This window comes from Streptomyces sp. B5E4 (assembly GCF_039871555.1).
Taxonomy (GTDB): Bacteria; Actinomycetota; Actinomycetes; order Streptomycetales; family Streptomycetaceae; genus Streptomyces.
In genome coordinates this window covers 259,327-274,115 of sequence record NZ_JBDPMI010000009.1, presented here as the reverse complement: position 1 = coordinate 274,115, position 14,789 = coordinate 259,327, and the positions used below count along the sequence as shown (strand labels likewise).

Sequence of the window (14,789 nt, the reverse complement as noted above, 5' to 3'; positions counted from 1 at the left end):
CCCCCGCCCCCCCCCCCCCCGCCGACTGGTATGCGAATCTGGGAGGTCTGACCGGTGTTCAGCCGTGTGGCGATCATCAACCGTGGCGAGGCCGCGATGCGGCTCATCAAGGCCGTCGGCGAGCTCAACGCCACCGGCGCACCGCGGATCGAGACCGTGGCGTTCTACACCGACGCCGACGCCACGGCCACGTTCGTACGCGCGGCAGACCTCGGCTACGACCTGGGCAAGGCCGCGGACCGCCCCTATCTCGACCTCCCCCTGCTGGAGCGCGCCCTGGTCGAGTCCGGCGCGGACGCCGCGTGGGTGGGCTGGGGCTTCGTCGCCGAGGATCCGGCCTTCGCCGAGCTGTGCGGGAAGCTCGGCGTGACGTTCATCGGTCCGGGACCCGAGGCGATGCACAAGCTGGGCGACAAGATCAGCGCCAAGCTCCTCGCCGAGGAGGTCGGCGTCCCGGTCGCGCCGTGGAGCCGCGGCCCCGTCGCGGATCTGGACACGGCGCTGCGCGAGGCCGAGCGGATCGGCTACCCGCTGATGCTCAAGGCGACCGCGGGCGGCGGCGGCCGGGGCGTACGGGCCGTCCACGAGCCGGACGAACTGGTCGACGCGTTCCAGCGCACCAGCCAGGAGGCGGAACGTGCCTTCGGCAACGGCGCGTTGTTCCTGGAGCGGCTGCTCGTCAACGCGCGGCACGTCGAGGTCCAGGTGATCGCCGACGGCCAGGGCGGCGTGTGGGCACTGGGCGTACGGGACTGCTCCGTGCAGCGCCGGAACCAGAAGATCGTCGAGGAGTCGTCCTCGCCGGTGCTGGCGGCCGAGCAGGTGGAGCGGCTGAAGGAGTCGGCGGAGCGACTGGCGCTCGCGGTGGGCTACCGCGGCGCGGCCACCGTGGAGTTCCTCTACCAGCCGAAGGACGGCATGTTCGCCTTCCTGGAGGTCAACACCCGGCTGCAGGTGGAGCATCCGATCACCGAGGCCACCACCGGCATGGACCTGGTGAAGGCGCAGCTCCACGTGGCCGCGGGCGGCCGGCTGACCGGCGACCGGCCGGCCGAGCTGGGCCACGCCGTCGAGGCCCGGCTCAACGCCGAGGACCCCGACCGCGACTTCGCGCCCGCCCCGGGCCGTATCGCGCTGCTCGGCCTGCCCGCGGGACCCGGCATCCGGGTCGACACCGGCGTCAGCCAGGGCGACACCATCCCGGCCGACTTCGACTCGATGATCGCCAAGGTCATCGCGTACGGGCGGGACCGCGCCGAGGCGCTCTCGCGGCTGCGGCACGCGATGCGCGAGACCACCGTGCTCATCGAGGGCGGCACCACCAACAAGAGCTTCATCCTCGACCTGCTCGACGAGCCCGCGGTGATCGACGCCAGCGCGGACACCGGCTGGATCGACCGGGTACGGGCCGAGGGCGGGCTGGCGTCTCCGCGGCACTCCGGCGTCGCGCTGGCCGTCGCGGCGATCGAGGCGTACGAGGACGGGAAGCAGGCCGAGTTGCAGCGGCTGCTGGGCACCGCGCGCGGCGGTCGCCCGCAGGTGCACCACGAGGGCGGCCGGCCGGTCGATCTCACGCTGCGGGGCGCGGGCTACCGGCTCACGGTCGCCGAGACCGGTCCCGGCCGCTACCGCGTCGGCTTCCGCTCCGGCACGGACACGGACGACGGCTCTGTGCGGGCCGTCGACGCCGTGCTGGAGCGGTTCGACGAACACACCGGGCAGATCCGGCTCAACGGCCACGGCTTCCGGCTGGTCACCGGCGCGCACGGACCAGTCCACCTGGTCGAGGTCGACGGCGTGACGCACCGGATCAGCCGCGACGAGGGCGGCGTGGTCCGCTCGCCCGCACCCGCCCTGGTGGTCGCGACGCCGCTGGGAGCCGGGGAGGAGGTCGACGAGGGCGCCCCGGTGCTGGTGCTGGAGAGCATGAAGATGGAGACGGTGCTGCGCGCACCGTTCCGGGCGGTGCTCAAGGAGTCGCTGGTCGCCGTCGGCAGCCAGGTCGAGACCGGTGCGCCGCTGCTGCGCCTGGAGCCGCTGGACGACGTCGCCGCCGCGCCCGTGGCCGCGGGCGTCGACCTGGACCTGCCGGCCGAAGCCGCCGGGCAGAGCGCGGAACAGCGCGCCGGGCGCGGCCTCGCGGACCTGCGCAGCAGGCTCCTCGGCTTCGACGTCGACCCGGCCGGGGCCGACGACACCCTCGCCGGCTACCTCGCGGTGCGCGCCGTGCTGCCGGAGCGCCCGCTGGCGGCGGAGGCGGGGCTGCTGGAGGTCTTCGCCGACCTCTCCGAGCTGAGCCGTAACAAGCCGGAGCACGAGGAGACCGCGGCCGAGACCTGGGTGCGCAGCCCGCGCGAGTTCTTCCACACGTACCTGCAGAGCCTCGACGCCGAACGCGCCGGGCTCTCCGAGACGTTCCAGGGCCGGCTGACCAGGGTGCTCGGCCACTACGGCGTCGAAGGGCTGGACCGTACGCCCGCGCTGGAGGAGGCGGTCTTCCGGATCTTCCTGGCCCGGCAGGCCGCCACCGCCGACGTCGCGGTGATCACCGCCCTGCTGCAGCAGTGGCTCACCGAGGCGCCGCCGCCCGAAGCGCTGCGCCAGGTCGTGAGCCAGGCCCTGGAACGCCTGATCCGGGCGACGCAGTTGCGCTTCCCGCTGGTCGGCGGGCTCGCGCGGAGCCTGGTGTTCCGCTGGTACGCGCAGCCGCTGCTGCGCCGTACCCGCGCCAAGGTCTACAACCGGATCCGCGACCACCTGCACCACCTCGACGCGCACCCGGACGCGGCCGACCGCGACCAGCGGATCGCCGACATGGTCGCCAGCCCCGAGTCGCTCATCCAGCTCGTGGGCGAGCGCATCGCCCGGCCGGACGCCGAGGCGGACCCGCTGCTGGAGGTCCTCGTCCGCCGCGCGTACCGCGACCACCGGCTGACCGGGGTGCGCTGCGAGACCGTCGCGGGCCGGCCGTTCGTCACCGGCCGCTACGAACTCGACGGCGTCTCGCACCGGCTGCTGGTGACCGTCGCCGACTTCGGCGACCTGGCCGGGGCGGCCGCGACGGTCGCGGAGGTGGCCGCCGCGGAGCCGGACTCGACCGCCGTCGTCGCCGAGTTCTACCTCACCTGGACCGGCCGCCCGCCGGAGACCGACGACATGGCCGCCGAGCTGCGCGCGGCGCTGTCGGGCCCGCTGCCCGCCAGCCTGCACCGGATCACCACGACGGTCGCCGGGCACAACGGCGCGGCCCCGCAGCACTTCACCTTCCTCCCCTCCCCCGAAGGACCGGCCGAGGATAAGCTGATGCGCGGGATGCACCCGCTCATCGGCCAGCGGCTGCTGCTGCGCCGGCTGCGCAACTTCGACCTCACCCGGCTGCCGTCCGTGAACGAGGACGTCTACCTGCTGCGCTGCGTCGCGCCGAGCAACCCCGCCGACGAGCGGCTGGTCGCCATGGCCCAGGTCCGCGATCTGACCCCGCTGCGGGACGAGGAGGGCCGCATCCTCGCGCTGCCCGAGGTCGAGGCGGCGCTCGGCGCCTGCCTGGACGCGATCCGCAGGGAGCAGATCCGGCGGCCGGGCAGCAAGCGCCAGGACACCAACCGCATCTTCATCAACGTCCGCCCGCCCAGCGACTTCACGCTCGCGGAGCTGAACGCGGTGGCCCGGCGCATCCTGCCGACGACCCAGGGTCTGGGCGTGGAGGAGGTGCTGTTCCTCGGCTGCCGGCGCGACTCGCACGGGGGGCTGGTGCCGGCCGCGGTGCGGGTGTCGTACGACGTGGCCGCGGGCGTCCGCCTCAGCGTCACGGACCCGCCCACCGACCTGCTCCAGCCGCTCGACGACTACGGCCAGAAGGTGCTGCGGGTGCGGCGCCGCGGCACGGTCTACCCGTACGAGCTGCTCGACATGATCGCCGGCGCCGGCGGCACGTTCACCGAGCACGACCTCGACGACTCCGGCGCGCTGGCCCCCGTACAGCGGCCGAAGGGCCTCAACAAGGCCGGCATCGTGGCCGGCGTGGCCACCACGCCGACCGAGCGCTACCCGGAGGGCGTCACGCGCGTCGTCCTCCTCGGCGACCCGGTGAAGGCGCTGGGCGCGCTCTCCGAGGCGGAGTGCGCGCGGGTGGTCGCGGCGCTGGACCTGGCGGAGAAGCTGCGGGTGCCGGTCGAGTGGTACGCGCTGTCCGCGGGTGCCCGGATCGCGATGGACTCGGGCACCGAGAACATGGACTGGATCGCCCGCGCACTGCGCCGCATCGTGCACTTCACCCAGGACGGCGGCGAGGTCAACGTCGTCGTCGCGGGCGTCAACGTCGGCGCCCAGCCGTACTGGAACGCCGAGGCCACGATGCTGATGCACACCCGGGGCGTGCTCGTGATGACCCCGGACTCGGCGATGGTGCTGACCGGCAAGCGGTCGCTGGACTTCTCCGGCGGTGTCTCCGCCGAGGACAACTTCGGCATCGGCGGCTATGACCGGGTGATGGGCCCGAACGGGCAGGCGCAGTACTGGGCGCCGGACCTGAAGGCCGCGCGGGACGTGCTGCTGTCGTACTACGACCACACCTACGTGCTGCCCGGCGAGGCCGGTCCCCGCAAGGCGGGGACCACCGACCCGGTCGACCGGGACGTCAGCTGCTTCCCGCACGCCGCCGAGAGCAGCGACTTCACCACCGTCGGGGAGATCTTCTCCGCCGCGACCAACCCGGACCGCAAGAAGCCGTTCGACATCCGCACGGTGATGCGCGCACTCACCGACCAGGACCACCCGGTGCTGGAGCGCTGGGCCGGCATGGCGGACGCGGAGACCGCGGTGGTGCAGGACGTGCACCTGGGCGGGCGGCCGGTGTGCCTGGTGGGCATCGAGTCGCGGTCGGTGCAGCGGCGCGGCTTCCCGCCCACCGACGGCCCGGACGCGTACACCGCGGGCACGCTGTTCCCGCGGTCGTCGAAGAAGGTCGCGCGGGCGGTGAACGCGGCGAGCGGGAACCGGCCGCTGGTGGTGCTGGCGAACCTCTCCGGGTTCGACGGCTCGCCGGAGTCGATGCGCGAGTTGCAGTTGGAGTACGGGGCCGAGATCGGCCGGGCGATCGTCAACTTCCGCGGCCCGATCGTGTTCTGCGTGATCTCGCGCTACCACGGCGGCGCGTTCGTGGTGTTCTCCAAGGCGCTCAACCCGGGCATGACGGTGCTGGCGGTGGAGGGTTCGTACGCCTCCGTGCTCGGCGGCGCCCCGGCGGCCGCGGTGGTCTTCGCCGCCGACGTCGACTCCCGTACCGCCGCGGATGCCCGGGTGGCCGACCTGGAGGCCCGTCTGGCCGTGGCATCGGGCAGGGAGCGGGCACAGCTCGCCGGCCGGCTGGAGAGCGTGTGGGCGGCCGTACGCGCCGAGAAACTGGGCGAGGTCGCCGCGGAGTTCGACGGCGTGCACTCGATCCAGCGCGCGCAGCGGGTGGGTTCCGTGGACGCGATCATCCGTCCTGAGGAACTGCGGCCGCAGATCATCGCGGCCGTGGAACGCGGGCTCGCGGAAGGCACACCGCGGTGAGCTGCCAAGACGATTCAGTTCCGTTTGTCGAAACACCGCCGGGCCCACGAACCGGATATTCGTTCGCCCACTCCGGGCGGTCGGCCGGCGACACATATGGTGTTTTGCCAGTACCGGCCACCCGATAGTGTCGCCAGAACATCATCTTCCGGAACGTACGGTAACGGGGGCGAAGGACGCCCTGGCAGGAGCCGTTTGCCGGGCAAACACGGCCCCGTGCGCCGAGCCCCGCCGCCCGTCAAACTGACAGGATCTAGCTACGCACCAGACCTTCCCTTGACGTGAATCACCCGTCTTGCAGACTGTTTTTCGCACGGCGGGTTCGCGGCCCCCCAAGCCGTCCGATGGTGACGCCGCCGGCGCTCCGCGATGGCTCACGGAGGGGAAATGTTCACAAGGCACGAACTATGTCGAGTCCCGTCATGCAGAAGTGCACTCAACGGAAGCTCAGCGACAAATCCAGAAGTGCCGGGTGACGGAAAAGCCCTCTGCACGCCGTGCCGAGGCCGACTGGAAAGAAATCTACTCAACCTTCCCGCACTGTATTCCGACTGCACCGGAACCGCGGGTCCCGAAAGGGTACGGGTCATCCGGAAGGTCGCCAGAAAGAGTTCCGCGACCGGCGCGATGAATCCCGCCGCCGCCGAAGTGCGCGCCGCCATCCGTACGGTATTGGCCTCCTGGTCGGGTCTCGTCGCCGAAGAACGCCGGCTCAGCTCTCCCGCCAGAGACGTCCCGGCGCTCGCGCGCTTCCTGTGCCGGCATGTCGAGTGGCTCGCCCGCCACCCGGCGGCGGGCGACGTCGCGGAGGAGATCCAGGAACTCTCCCGCAGGGCACGCAAGGTCGCCGACCCCCACCGCGTGCGGCGGGTCCACCTCGGCGAATGCCCCGACATCGGCTGCGAGGGCACCCTCGTCGCCCTGATCCGCACCCATGGCGACCCCACGCCCTCCGAGATCGTCTGCACGGCTTCCGCCGCCCACACCTGGCCGGTCACCTGGTGGAGCAGACTCGCCCGCCGGATGCGCACGCAAGGAGAGGTCGGATGAAGTACCAACTCGCGAGCGCCGGTCTGACGGCAAACGACATCGCCAGCATCTGGCGGATACCCAAGGGCACCGTCTACCGCTACGCCCACATGCACCGGTGGCGCCGCTACAAGCAAATCGGCCGCGTCTATTACCACCCCGCCGACGTCACGGCCACCTTGGACGAGATGCAGCCGGAATGAACGCCTCGCCACGGCACCGTACGCCGACGCGACAGCCGGATCGGACCCGGCCGCATCGGCACACCGAACATGCCCGCATGCTCGCTGGGTCAGGGACGGGATCCCCGCTCCGGTTCGTGACCGTAGGTGACTTGTGGCACGTCACCCGCATGACCAACTATTCGGGCGAGAGCGGGGGCTTGACGGCCGGCTGGCGAAGAATCTATAAATATACTTGTCGCTCCGAGTCCGCCCTTCGTGGGCGTGTCCAATCTCGCACGACATCCCCACCGCAGCGGATCACGTCCGCTGCGGTTTTGCGTGGCAGGGGAACCCTGCGCGCGATTCGGCTGCCGGCCGTCTGATCTCTACGACAGAAGGTACCTATGCCCAGGCTCTGTAAGCCGTCGGTGCGCGTGCCGGAATACGTCATCACCATGGAAGAGACGCTGGAGTTCGCCGAGAGCGTCCATGGCGGGAAGCCGCAGCTTCCCCTCGCACTCCGGCTGATCCGGAATACCGGAGTACGGAAACGGCACGTCGTCCAGCCCATCGAAAAGACCCTGCGGCATCCCGGCTTCGAAGAACGCAACCGGGTCTACGAAGTCGAATCCAAGAAGCGCTGCCCCGAGGTCATCGAGCAGGCGCTCGCCCACGCGGACGTCGCCGCACGTGACATCGACGCGATCGTCTACGTGTCGTGCACCGGGTTCCTGATGCCGTCGCTCACCGCCTGGCTGATCAACACCATGGGGTTCCGCGCCGACACCCGCCAGATCCCCATCGCCCAGCTCGGCTGCGCGGCCGGCGGGGCGGCGATCAACCGGGCCCACGACTTCTGCCTGGCCCACCCCGGCGGCAACGTCCTGATCGTCTCGTGCGAGCTGTGCTCGCTGTGCTACCAGCCCGGCGACGACGACATCGGCTCCCTGCTGTCCGACGGGCTGTTCGGCGACGCGGTCGCCGCCGCCGTCGTCCGCGACGACGGGGGCACCGGCGTGGACCTGGAGCGCAACGGCTCGTACCTCATCCCCCACACCGAGGACTGGATCTCCTACGCCGTCCGCGACACCGGCTTCCACTTCCAGCTCGACCGCCGGGTCCCCGGCACCATGGAGCCGCTCGCCCCGGTACTGCGGGACTTCGCCACCGACCACGACTGGGACATCGGCAAGCTCGACTTCTACATCATCCACGCCGGCGGCCCGCGGATCCTGGACGACCTCGCCCGGTTCCTCGACGTCGATCGCGAGATGTTCCGGCACAGCTGGGCCACGCTGACCGAGCACGGCAACATCGCCAGCGCCGTCGTCCTCGACGCCCTGCGCCGGCTGATCGAGGAAGAGACGCCGCAGGCGAACGCCACCGGCGTGATCGCGGGCTTCGGCCCCGGCATCACCGCCGAGATGGCGCTGGGCAGATGGAACCGCGACCCCCGGGACGACGCGGACTGAGCCCGCCGGGGCACGTACACATCCGGCATGCGCGGCGAGGCGCCGGCGTGCCGCATTCACTCATCACAGGAGGCAGGTGACTTCGTCATGCTTACGCGGGAATCGCAACTGGTGGAGCTGGTCGACGCGGGCGGCACCGCCCTCGGCTCCCTCCAGGTCGCCGAGGCACACACGGCGCCCGGCCGGTTGCACCGGGCGTACTCGGTGATGCTGCTGAACGAGCAGGGCCGCATCCTGCTGCAGCAGCGGGCCGCGGTGAAGACCCGGTTCGCGCTGCGCTGGGCCAACGCCTGCTGTGGCCACCCGGCGCCCGGGCAGGGCGTCCTCGACGCGGCCGGCGAGCGGCTGATCGAGGAGATCGGGCTGCCCGGCGTGCCGCTGCAGGACGCCGGCGTGTACCTCTACCGGGCCGAGGACCCGCACACCGGCCGGGTCGAGCACGAGTACGACCACGTCGTGGTCGGGCTGGTCCCGGTGGACGTGCCGCTGGAACCCGACCCGGCCGAGGTGGCCGACGTCCGCTGGGTCACGCCGGAGGAGCTGCGGGCGGACCTGGCCGCCCATCCGGACCACTACTCGCCCTGGTTGGGCGGCGTGCTCGCGGTGGCCACCAACGCCGCCGACCGCCTGCCGCAGGCCGCCGGCCTCGCCACCAGGTAGCGCCGCCGTCTGCGGGGAGACGACCAACTCGAAGGGAGCCAGTGAAATGACACAAGGAGCCACACTCGCACGCATCCGCGACTACATGGTGGGCCCCACCCGTTTTATGACTCTGCTGTCCTGTTTCGAGCTCGGCATCATCGACGCGCTCCGCGACAAGCCCGGCATGACCGCCGCCGACCTCGGCGACGCGGTGGGCGCCAAGCCGGAGGCCGTGGAGCAGCTTCTGTTCCTGCTGATCAAGGAGGGCTTCGTCGCCCGCGACGAGGCCACCGGCACCTACACCCTCGACGCGCTCGGCGAGGTTCCCGAGCGCGACCTCAAGCGTGCGCTCACCTACATGAACATGATCAAGGTGGTCGCGCTCAGGCAGCTCTTCCACCTCACCGAGAGCGCACGGACCGGCACCCTCGTCGGCCTCAAGGAGTTCTACGGCGTCGCCGAGGGAACCATGTACGACGCCGTCGCCGAGCACAGGGATCTCCGCGAGTCCTGGGGGACGTTGATGGACAACGTCACCGCCAACATCGACCCCTGGTTCTTCGGGAACGTCGACATACCGTCGGGCGCGCAGGTGCTCGACCTCGCCGGGAACACCGGCCTCGGGGCGATCCACGCCTACGAGTCGAAGGCTTCTCCCGGGCTCCGGGTGACGACCTTCGACCTGCCGGAGAAGGAGCGGGACGCCCTGGAGAACTTCCGGGCGCACGGCGTCGCGGAACACTGCGCGTTCGTCGGCGGCAACGTCTTCGAGGACATTCCCCGGGGCTTCGACGTCGTGCTCATCAAGCATTTCCTGGACATGTTCGACAAGGGCGACGTGATCCGGATCCTGGAAGGCGTCAACCGGGCGCTGCCGGTCGGCGGCCAGGTCAACGTGCTCGTGCCGGTGTACCCCGAGAACCTCACGGACACCGACAACTACAACGTCGACTTCTTCCCGGCCTTCTTCATCGGCTGCACCATGGGCCAGGGCGGGCCGCAGAAGATGTCGGTCTACCGGAGCTGGCTGGAGGAATGCGGGTTCAAGGTGACCAAGGCGATCGCCAAGGACCCCGCCGAGCTGCCGAAGGACGTCATCCCGGTACCGGCGCTCCTCTGCGCGACAAAGGTTCGATGATCGACCGGTGCCGGCCCGGGTCGCCGATCCGGGCGCGGGCACCGGGTGCCGGTCCGGGTGCTGTCGCGCATCGCGGCAGGACACGGACCGGCGCCGCCGCATCCGGGTGGCGCAGGCTCGCCGGGGCCTTGACGACCAGGGGTGAAGGACCTATACATATGATTGCACCGATGGAGTCCGCCCTTGTGGGCGTTGACGCGTCTTCACACCGACGGTGCCGGGTGTCCTCGACCCCATTCCCCGACGCCGACCGGGAAATGTCCCGGAACGGCCGGTCCCACCGTCCGGATTCCCCGCGCGTATCCGCGCTCACGTTCACCATTGGGAGGACGCACGCATCATGTCCGGAGCTGTCGAGCTCGAGAGAGTGTACTCGGCCATCGAAAAGTCGGCTCAATTAGTGGGTGTGCCTTGTGCCCGTGACAAGGTCTGGCCACTTCTGAGCACATTCGGCGAGTCGATCGAGGACGCCCTGCTGGTCCTCAGTCTGCAGACCGGCGGGCGCCACGCGGGAGAACTCGACTACAGCTTCACCGCCTCGCCGGAACTCGGTGACCCGTACCCCCACGCACTGGCGCACGGCTTCATCGAAAGGACGGATCATCCCGTCCACTCCCTGCTTTCCGACCTGCAGGGGCGCTGGGCCATCAGGGAGCACTTCGTCGACTGCGGAGTCACCGGCGGCTTCAAGAAGTTCTACGCGCACTTCCCCCAGGACCTGCAGCCGGTGGCAAAGCTGGCCGAGGTCCCGTCCGTGTCGCCCGCCGTGGCCGACAACGCCGGCCTCTTCGCCCGCTACGGCCTGGACGAAGTGGCGATGGTAGGGGTCGACTACAAGCGGCAGACGATGAATCTGTACTTCCAGTTCACCCCGGACGGCCGTCCGGAACCGAGCGCGCTCCGCGCCATGCTGCGCGAACTCGGGCTGCACGACGCGGACGAGGGCATGCTGGAGTTCGCCAGCAGGTCGATGCGGGCCAACATCACCTTCCGCTGGGATGCGTCGCGGATCGTGCGGGTGGCTTTCGCCCCGCCGCCGGGCCGCGGCCTGGACCCGGCGGCGGTGCCCGCGCCCATAGAGCCGCACATCGCACGGTTCGCGAGGAACGCGCCGCACGCGTACCCCGGCGAGCGTCTGAACCTCTTCGGCGTCAAATGGTTCCCCGACGGGGAATTCATCGACGTCTGTGCCTACTACCAGCTCTCGGCCGGATACGAACCGGTCCGGCTGATGGAGACGCACAAAGAACAGGGATGATCCCCGGGGACCTGACCCGCCCCCGTTGTCCCTGTCCGCCACGACTGGCTGAGCCGGCCCTCGATCTCCAGGACACGGCCCGTCTCCGACGGGCCGTGTCCTCGGGTGTGCAAGGAATCCCCTCTCAAGGACAAGGAAGGCATATGACGACCGGACATTCTCCTGTCTCAGGCTTCTCCCCGCGGCGCAGGTCGCTGCTCATCGGCGGTGCCTCCGCCGCGGCGCTGCTCCCCCTGGGTCACGCCGGCACGGCCGTCGCCGCCGAGGGCGGCAAGGCGGCCCAGGCCGAGTTCGACCTTGACAAGGACAACTACATCGAGTGGTTCCAGCCCGAGGACGACGGCGCCGGGATCTCGCCCTCATCGGAGATCTTCGGCCCGATGGACGTGACGGTGTTCCTCTGGATCAACCACCTGACGGGTCTCGGGTGGTTCGACGCGGTGGCGCCCTACCACGAGACCGCGGTCGGTGTGCACTCCCGGATTCCCCGCCGCCCGTCCAGCGAGTCCGCCACCAACCGGAACATGAACATCGCCTGTATCTACTCCCAGTTCCAGTTGGTCAAGCGGGTGATCCCGAGCCGGGTCAAGCCCATGCGCGACCTGCTCACCGGCATCGGCCTGGACCCCGACGACGACTCGATGGACCCGGCCAACCCGGTCGGCATCGGCAACATCGCCGGCAAGTCCGTCTTCGAGGCCCGCAAGAACGACGGCATGAACTTCCTCGGCTACGAGGGCGGCCGCCGGTACAACCCCAGGCCCTGGGCGGACTACACCGGCTACCGGCCGGTCAACACCGCCTTCGACGTGGTCAACCCCTCGCGCTGGCAGCCGCAGCTCCAGGCCCACAACGGCCGCCGCGTCGGCGGCGGTCCCGGCGACCTGGGCATCTGGGTGGCGCAGCACTTCGTCACCCCGCAGATCCGGATGGTCAAGCCGCACATCTTCGACGATCCGCGCGACTTCACCGTGCCGCCGCCCAAGCACGTCGACCACACCCGGCCCAGGGACTTCAAGCGCTCGGCGGACGAGATCCTGGAGGCGTCGGCCTCGCTCACCGACGAGCAGAAGGTCATCACGGAGGTGATGGACAACAAGATCTGGGGCATCGGCCACTCGGCGCTGGTCATCGCACGGAAGCACGACCAGAACGGTGAGTTGGGCGTGCAGGGGTGGGCCCACTTCATCCTGGAGCACCTGCTGGCGACGTTCGACCCGCTGATCGCCGTCTGGAACCAGAAGGTCAAGTACGACGCCGCGCGGCCGGCCACCGTGATCCGGCACGTGTACGCCAAGAAGAAGGTGAAGGCCTGGGGCGGCGTCGGCGTGGGGACCGTCGACGACATGCCCGCCGAGGAATGGTTCAGCTACCTGCCGGTGGGCGACCACCCGGAGTACCCGTCGGGCTCCACGACGCTGTGTTCCGCGGCGTCCCAGTGCGCGCGGCGCTACTTCGGCTCCGACGAGCTGGACTGGAAGTTCACCTTCCCGGCCGGCTCCGGGCGGACGGAGCCGGGCATCGTCCCCGCCAAGGACGTCGCACTGCACTTCCCCACCTGGACCGACTTCACGCAGAAGTGCGGTACCAGCCGGGTGTGGGGCGGGGTGCACTTCAGCAAGACGATCGAGACGTCCATCGCCTTCGGGGAGCAGTTCGGCGACATGGCGCACGAGTACGTGCAGAAGCACATCAGGGGTGAGGTCGAGGACTGAGCCCACCGCGGCGGCAGGCGCCTTCTCCGGAGCCGCCGCCTGCCGCCGCACATCGGCATGCAGACGAGGGCTCCCGGCACGCGCGACAGCGAGGACGCGCCGGGAGGCCCCCGCCGGCAGGGGGCACCGGGAGGCGTCGACTGCCGCCGAACCCCCGCAAGTCTGGCCGGTTCCGATCGATCGTCATGTCACGCGCCGACCCACCGTGCCCGTCTTATGTGTGACACCCCCCAGGTACGACCGATGGCACCAGGAGATGATCATGGAAACACGGAGCGCAGCCCCAGCGGGCGGGCCGGGCTCGGAAGCGCTCGGGGATCCACGGCGGTGGCTCATCCTCGCCGTCATCTGCACCGCCTATCTCATGGTCGGCCTCGATCTGACCGTGATGAACCTCGCCCTGCCGTCGGCGCAGGAAGCGCTGGAGTTCTCGGACTCCGACCGGCAGTGGATCGTGACCGCGTACGCGCTGCCGTTCGGCAGCCTGCTGCTGTTCAGCGGGCGGCTGTCCGACATCATCGGCCGCAAGGAGAGCTTCCTCATCGGCCTCGTCGGCTTCGCCGGCGCCTCGGCCGTCGGCGGTGCCGCGACCAACTTCGAGATGCTGGTGACGGCTCGCGCCTGCCAGGGCGCCTTCGCCTCGATGCTGGCGCCGGCCTGTCTGGCCCTGCTGGCCACCACGTTCCACGACCCGAAGGAGAAGGCCAAGGCCTTCGGCATCTACAGCGCGGTCGCGGCCAGCGGTGCGGGCCTGGGACTGATCCTCGGCGGTGCGCTGGTCTCCGCGCTGAACTGGCGCTGGTGCATGTACATCAACCTCATCTTCGCCGTGGTCGCCTTCGTCGGCAGCGTCATGCTGATGCAGCGGGAGCCCAAGACCGGGGCCAGGCTGGACGTCCCGGGCGTGGTGCTGGCGTCGATCGGCATGTTCTGCCTGGTCTACGGCTTCGCCAACGCCGCGGACGAGGGCTGGGGCACGACCTCGACGTGGGGCGTCCTCACGCTCGGCGGCGTCCTGCTGGTCGTCTTCGCGTTCTCGCAGACGCGTGCCTCGGACCCGCTGGTGCCGCCCCGGATCGTGCTCGACCGTAACCGCAGCGGGGCGTACTTCACGGTGCTGCTGGTCGGAACCGGCATGTTCGGCGTGATGCTGTTCCTGATCTACTACATGCAGACCAACCTCGCGTACTCGGCGATCACCTCGGGCGTCGCGCTGCTGCCGATGGTCGTGTGCACGACCCTGGGAGCGAGTGCCGGCGCCATCAAGCTGATGCCGAAGCACGGTCCCCGGCCGCTGATCACCTTCGGTCTGCTGCTCAGCGCGCTCGGCATGGCCTGGCTGACCGTGATCGGCGTGGACTCGGGCTACGTGACCCACCTGCTCGGGCCGCTCATGGTGGTCGGCCTCGGCATGGGATTCATCTACGCCGCGGCGCTGCGCACCGGCACCTCGGGCGTGGAGCCCAGGGACGCGGGGATCGCCTCGGCGTGCGTCAGCACCGGCCAGCAGCTCGGCGGCGCGGTCGGCACGGCCCTGCTCAACACGATCGCCGCCACCGCCACGAGCAACTGGCTGGAGAGCAACGTGCAGGGGCAGCCGTCGGCGGACCAGCTCAACCTCGCGGCGATCGACGGCTACACCACGGTGTTCTGGGCGTGCACCGCCCTCTTCGCCGTCGGCGCCGTCGTCGCCGGCCTGATGCTGCGCGGCGGCCCGCTGCCCACGCCCGCGGAGGGCCCCGAGGAGGAGAAATCGGACGAGAAGTCCGAGGATCTGACCGAGGAGACGAAGACCGCACCATCCTGAGGGGTACTGCG

The 14,789-nt window shown here is 70.3% G+C and carries 9 protein-coding genes; all 9 read left to right on the top strand.

Annotation, left to right across the window (positions count from 1 at the left end):
- The first annotated feature begins 54 nt into the window (after positions 1 to 54).
- Positions 55 to 5,553: a carboxyl transferase domain-containing protein gene (locus ABGA99_RS15450; RefSeq protein ID WP_347582822.1), complete on the top strand. Its 5,499-nt coding sequence runs from the start codon at positions 55 to 57 to the stop codon at positions 5,551 to 5,553.
- Positions 5,554 to 6,180: 627 nt separating this feature from the next.
- On the top strand, positions 6,181 to 6,603 hold the full coding sequence (locus ABGA99_RS15445; protein ID WP_347580384.1) for a hypothetical protein: 423 nt from the start codon (positions 6,181 to 6,183) through the stop codon (positions 6,601 to 6,603).
- On the top strand, positions 6,600 to 6,785 hold the full coding sequence (locus tag ABGA99_RS15440; RefSeq protein WP_347580383.1) for a helix-turn-helix domain-containing protein: 186 nt from the start codon (positions 6,600 to 6,602) through the stop codon (positions 6,783 to 6,785). Before ABGA99_RS15445 ends, ABGA99_RS15440 begins: the two co-directional genes overlap by 4 nt.
- A 365-nt stretch (positions 6,786 to 7,150) precedes the next feature.
- A complete protein-coding gene (locus tag ABGA99_RS15435; RefSeq protein ID WP_347580382.1) occupies positions 7,151 to 8,218 on the top strand; it encodes a type III polyketide synthase in 1,068 nt (355 codons plus the stop codon).
- A gap of 87 nt (positions 8,219 to 8,305) precedes the next feature.
- Entirely contained in the window at positions 8,306 to 8,878 is a 573-nt protein-coding gene (idi, locus tag ABGA99_RS15430) for an isopentenyl-diphosphate Delta-isomerase (RefSeq protein WP_347580381.1), read from the top strand.
- 106 nt (positions 8,879 to 8,984) lie between these two features.
- Positions 8,985 to 9,998 (top strand): methyltransferase, encoded by a 1,014-nt coding sequence (locus tag ABGA99_RS15425; RefSeq protein ID WP_347580380.1) that lies wholly within the window; start codon positions 8,985 to 8,987, stop codon positions 9,996 to 9,998.
- A 340-nt stretch (positions 9,999 to 10,338) separates the two neighbouring features.
- Complete coding sequence (locus tag ABGA99_RS15420) at positions 10,339 to 11,256, top strand: aromatic prenyltransferase (protein ID WP_347580379.1); 918 nt, start codon at positions 10,339 to 10,341, stop codon at positions 11,254 to 11,256.
- A 143-nt stretch (positions 11,257 to 11,399) separates the two neighbouring features.
- Positions 11,400 to 12,971, top strand: coding sequence for a DUF6851 domain-containing protein (locus tag ABGA99_RS15415; protein WP_347580378.1), 1,572 nt, complete (start codon positions 11,400 to 11,402; stop codon positions 12,969 to 12,971).
- A gap of 262 nt (positions 12,972 to 13,233) precedes the next feature.
- Complete coding sequence (locus ABGA99_RS15410) at positions 13,234 to 14,778, top strand: MFS transporter (protein ID WP_347580377.1); 1,545 nt, start codon at positions 13,234 to 13,236, stop codon at positions 14,776 to 14,778.
- Positions 14,779 to 14,789: the final 11 nt, after the last annotated feature.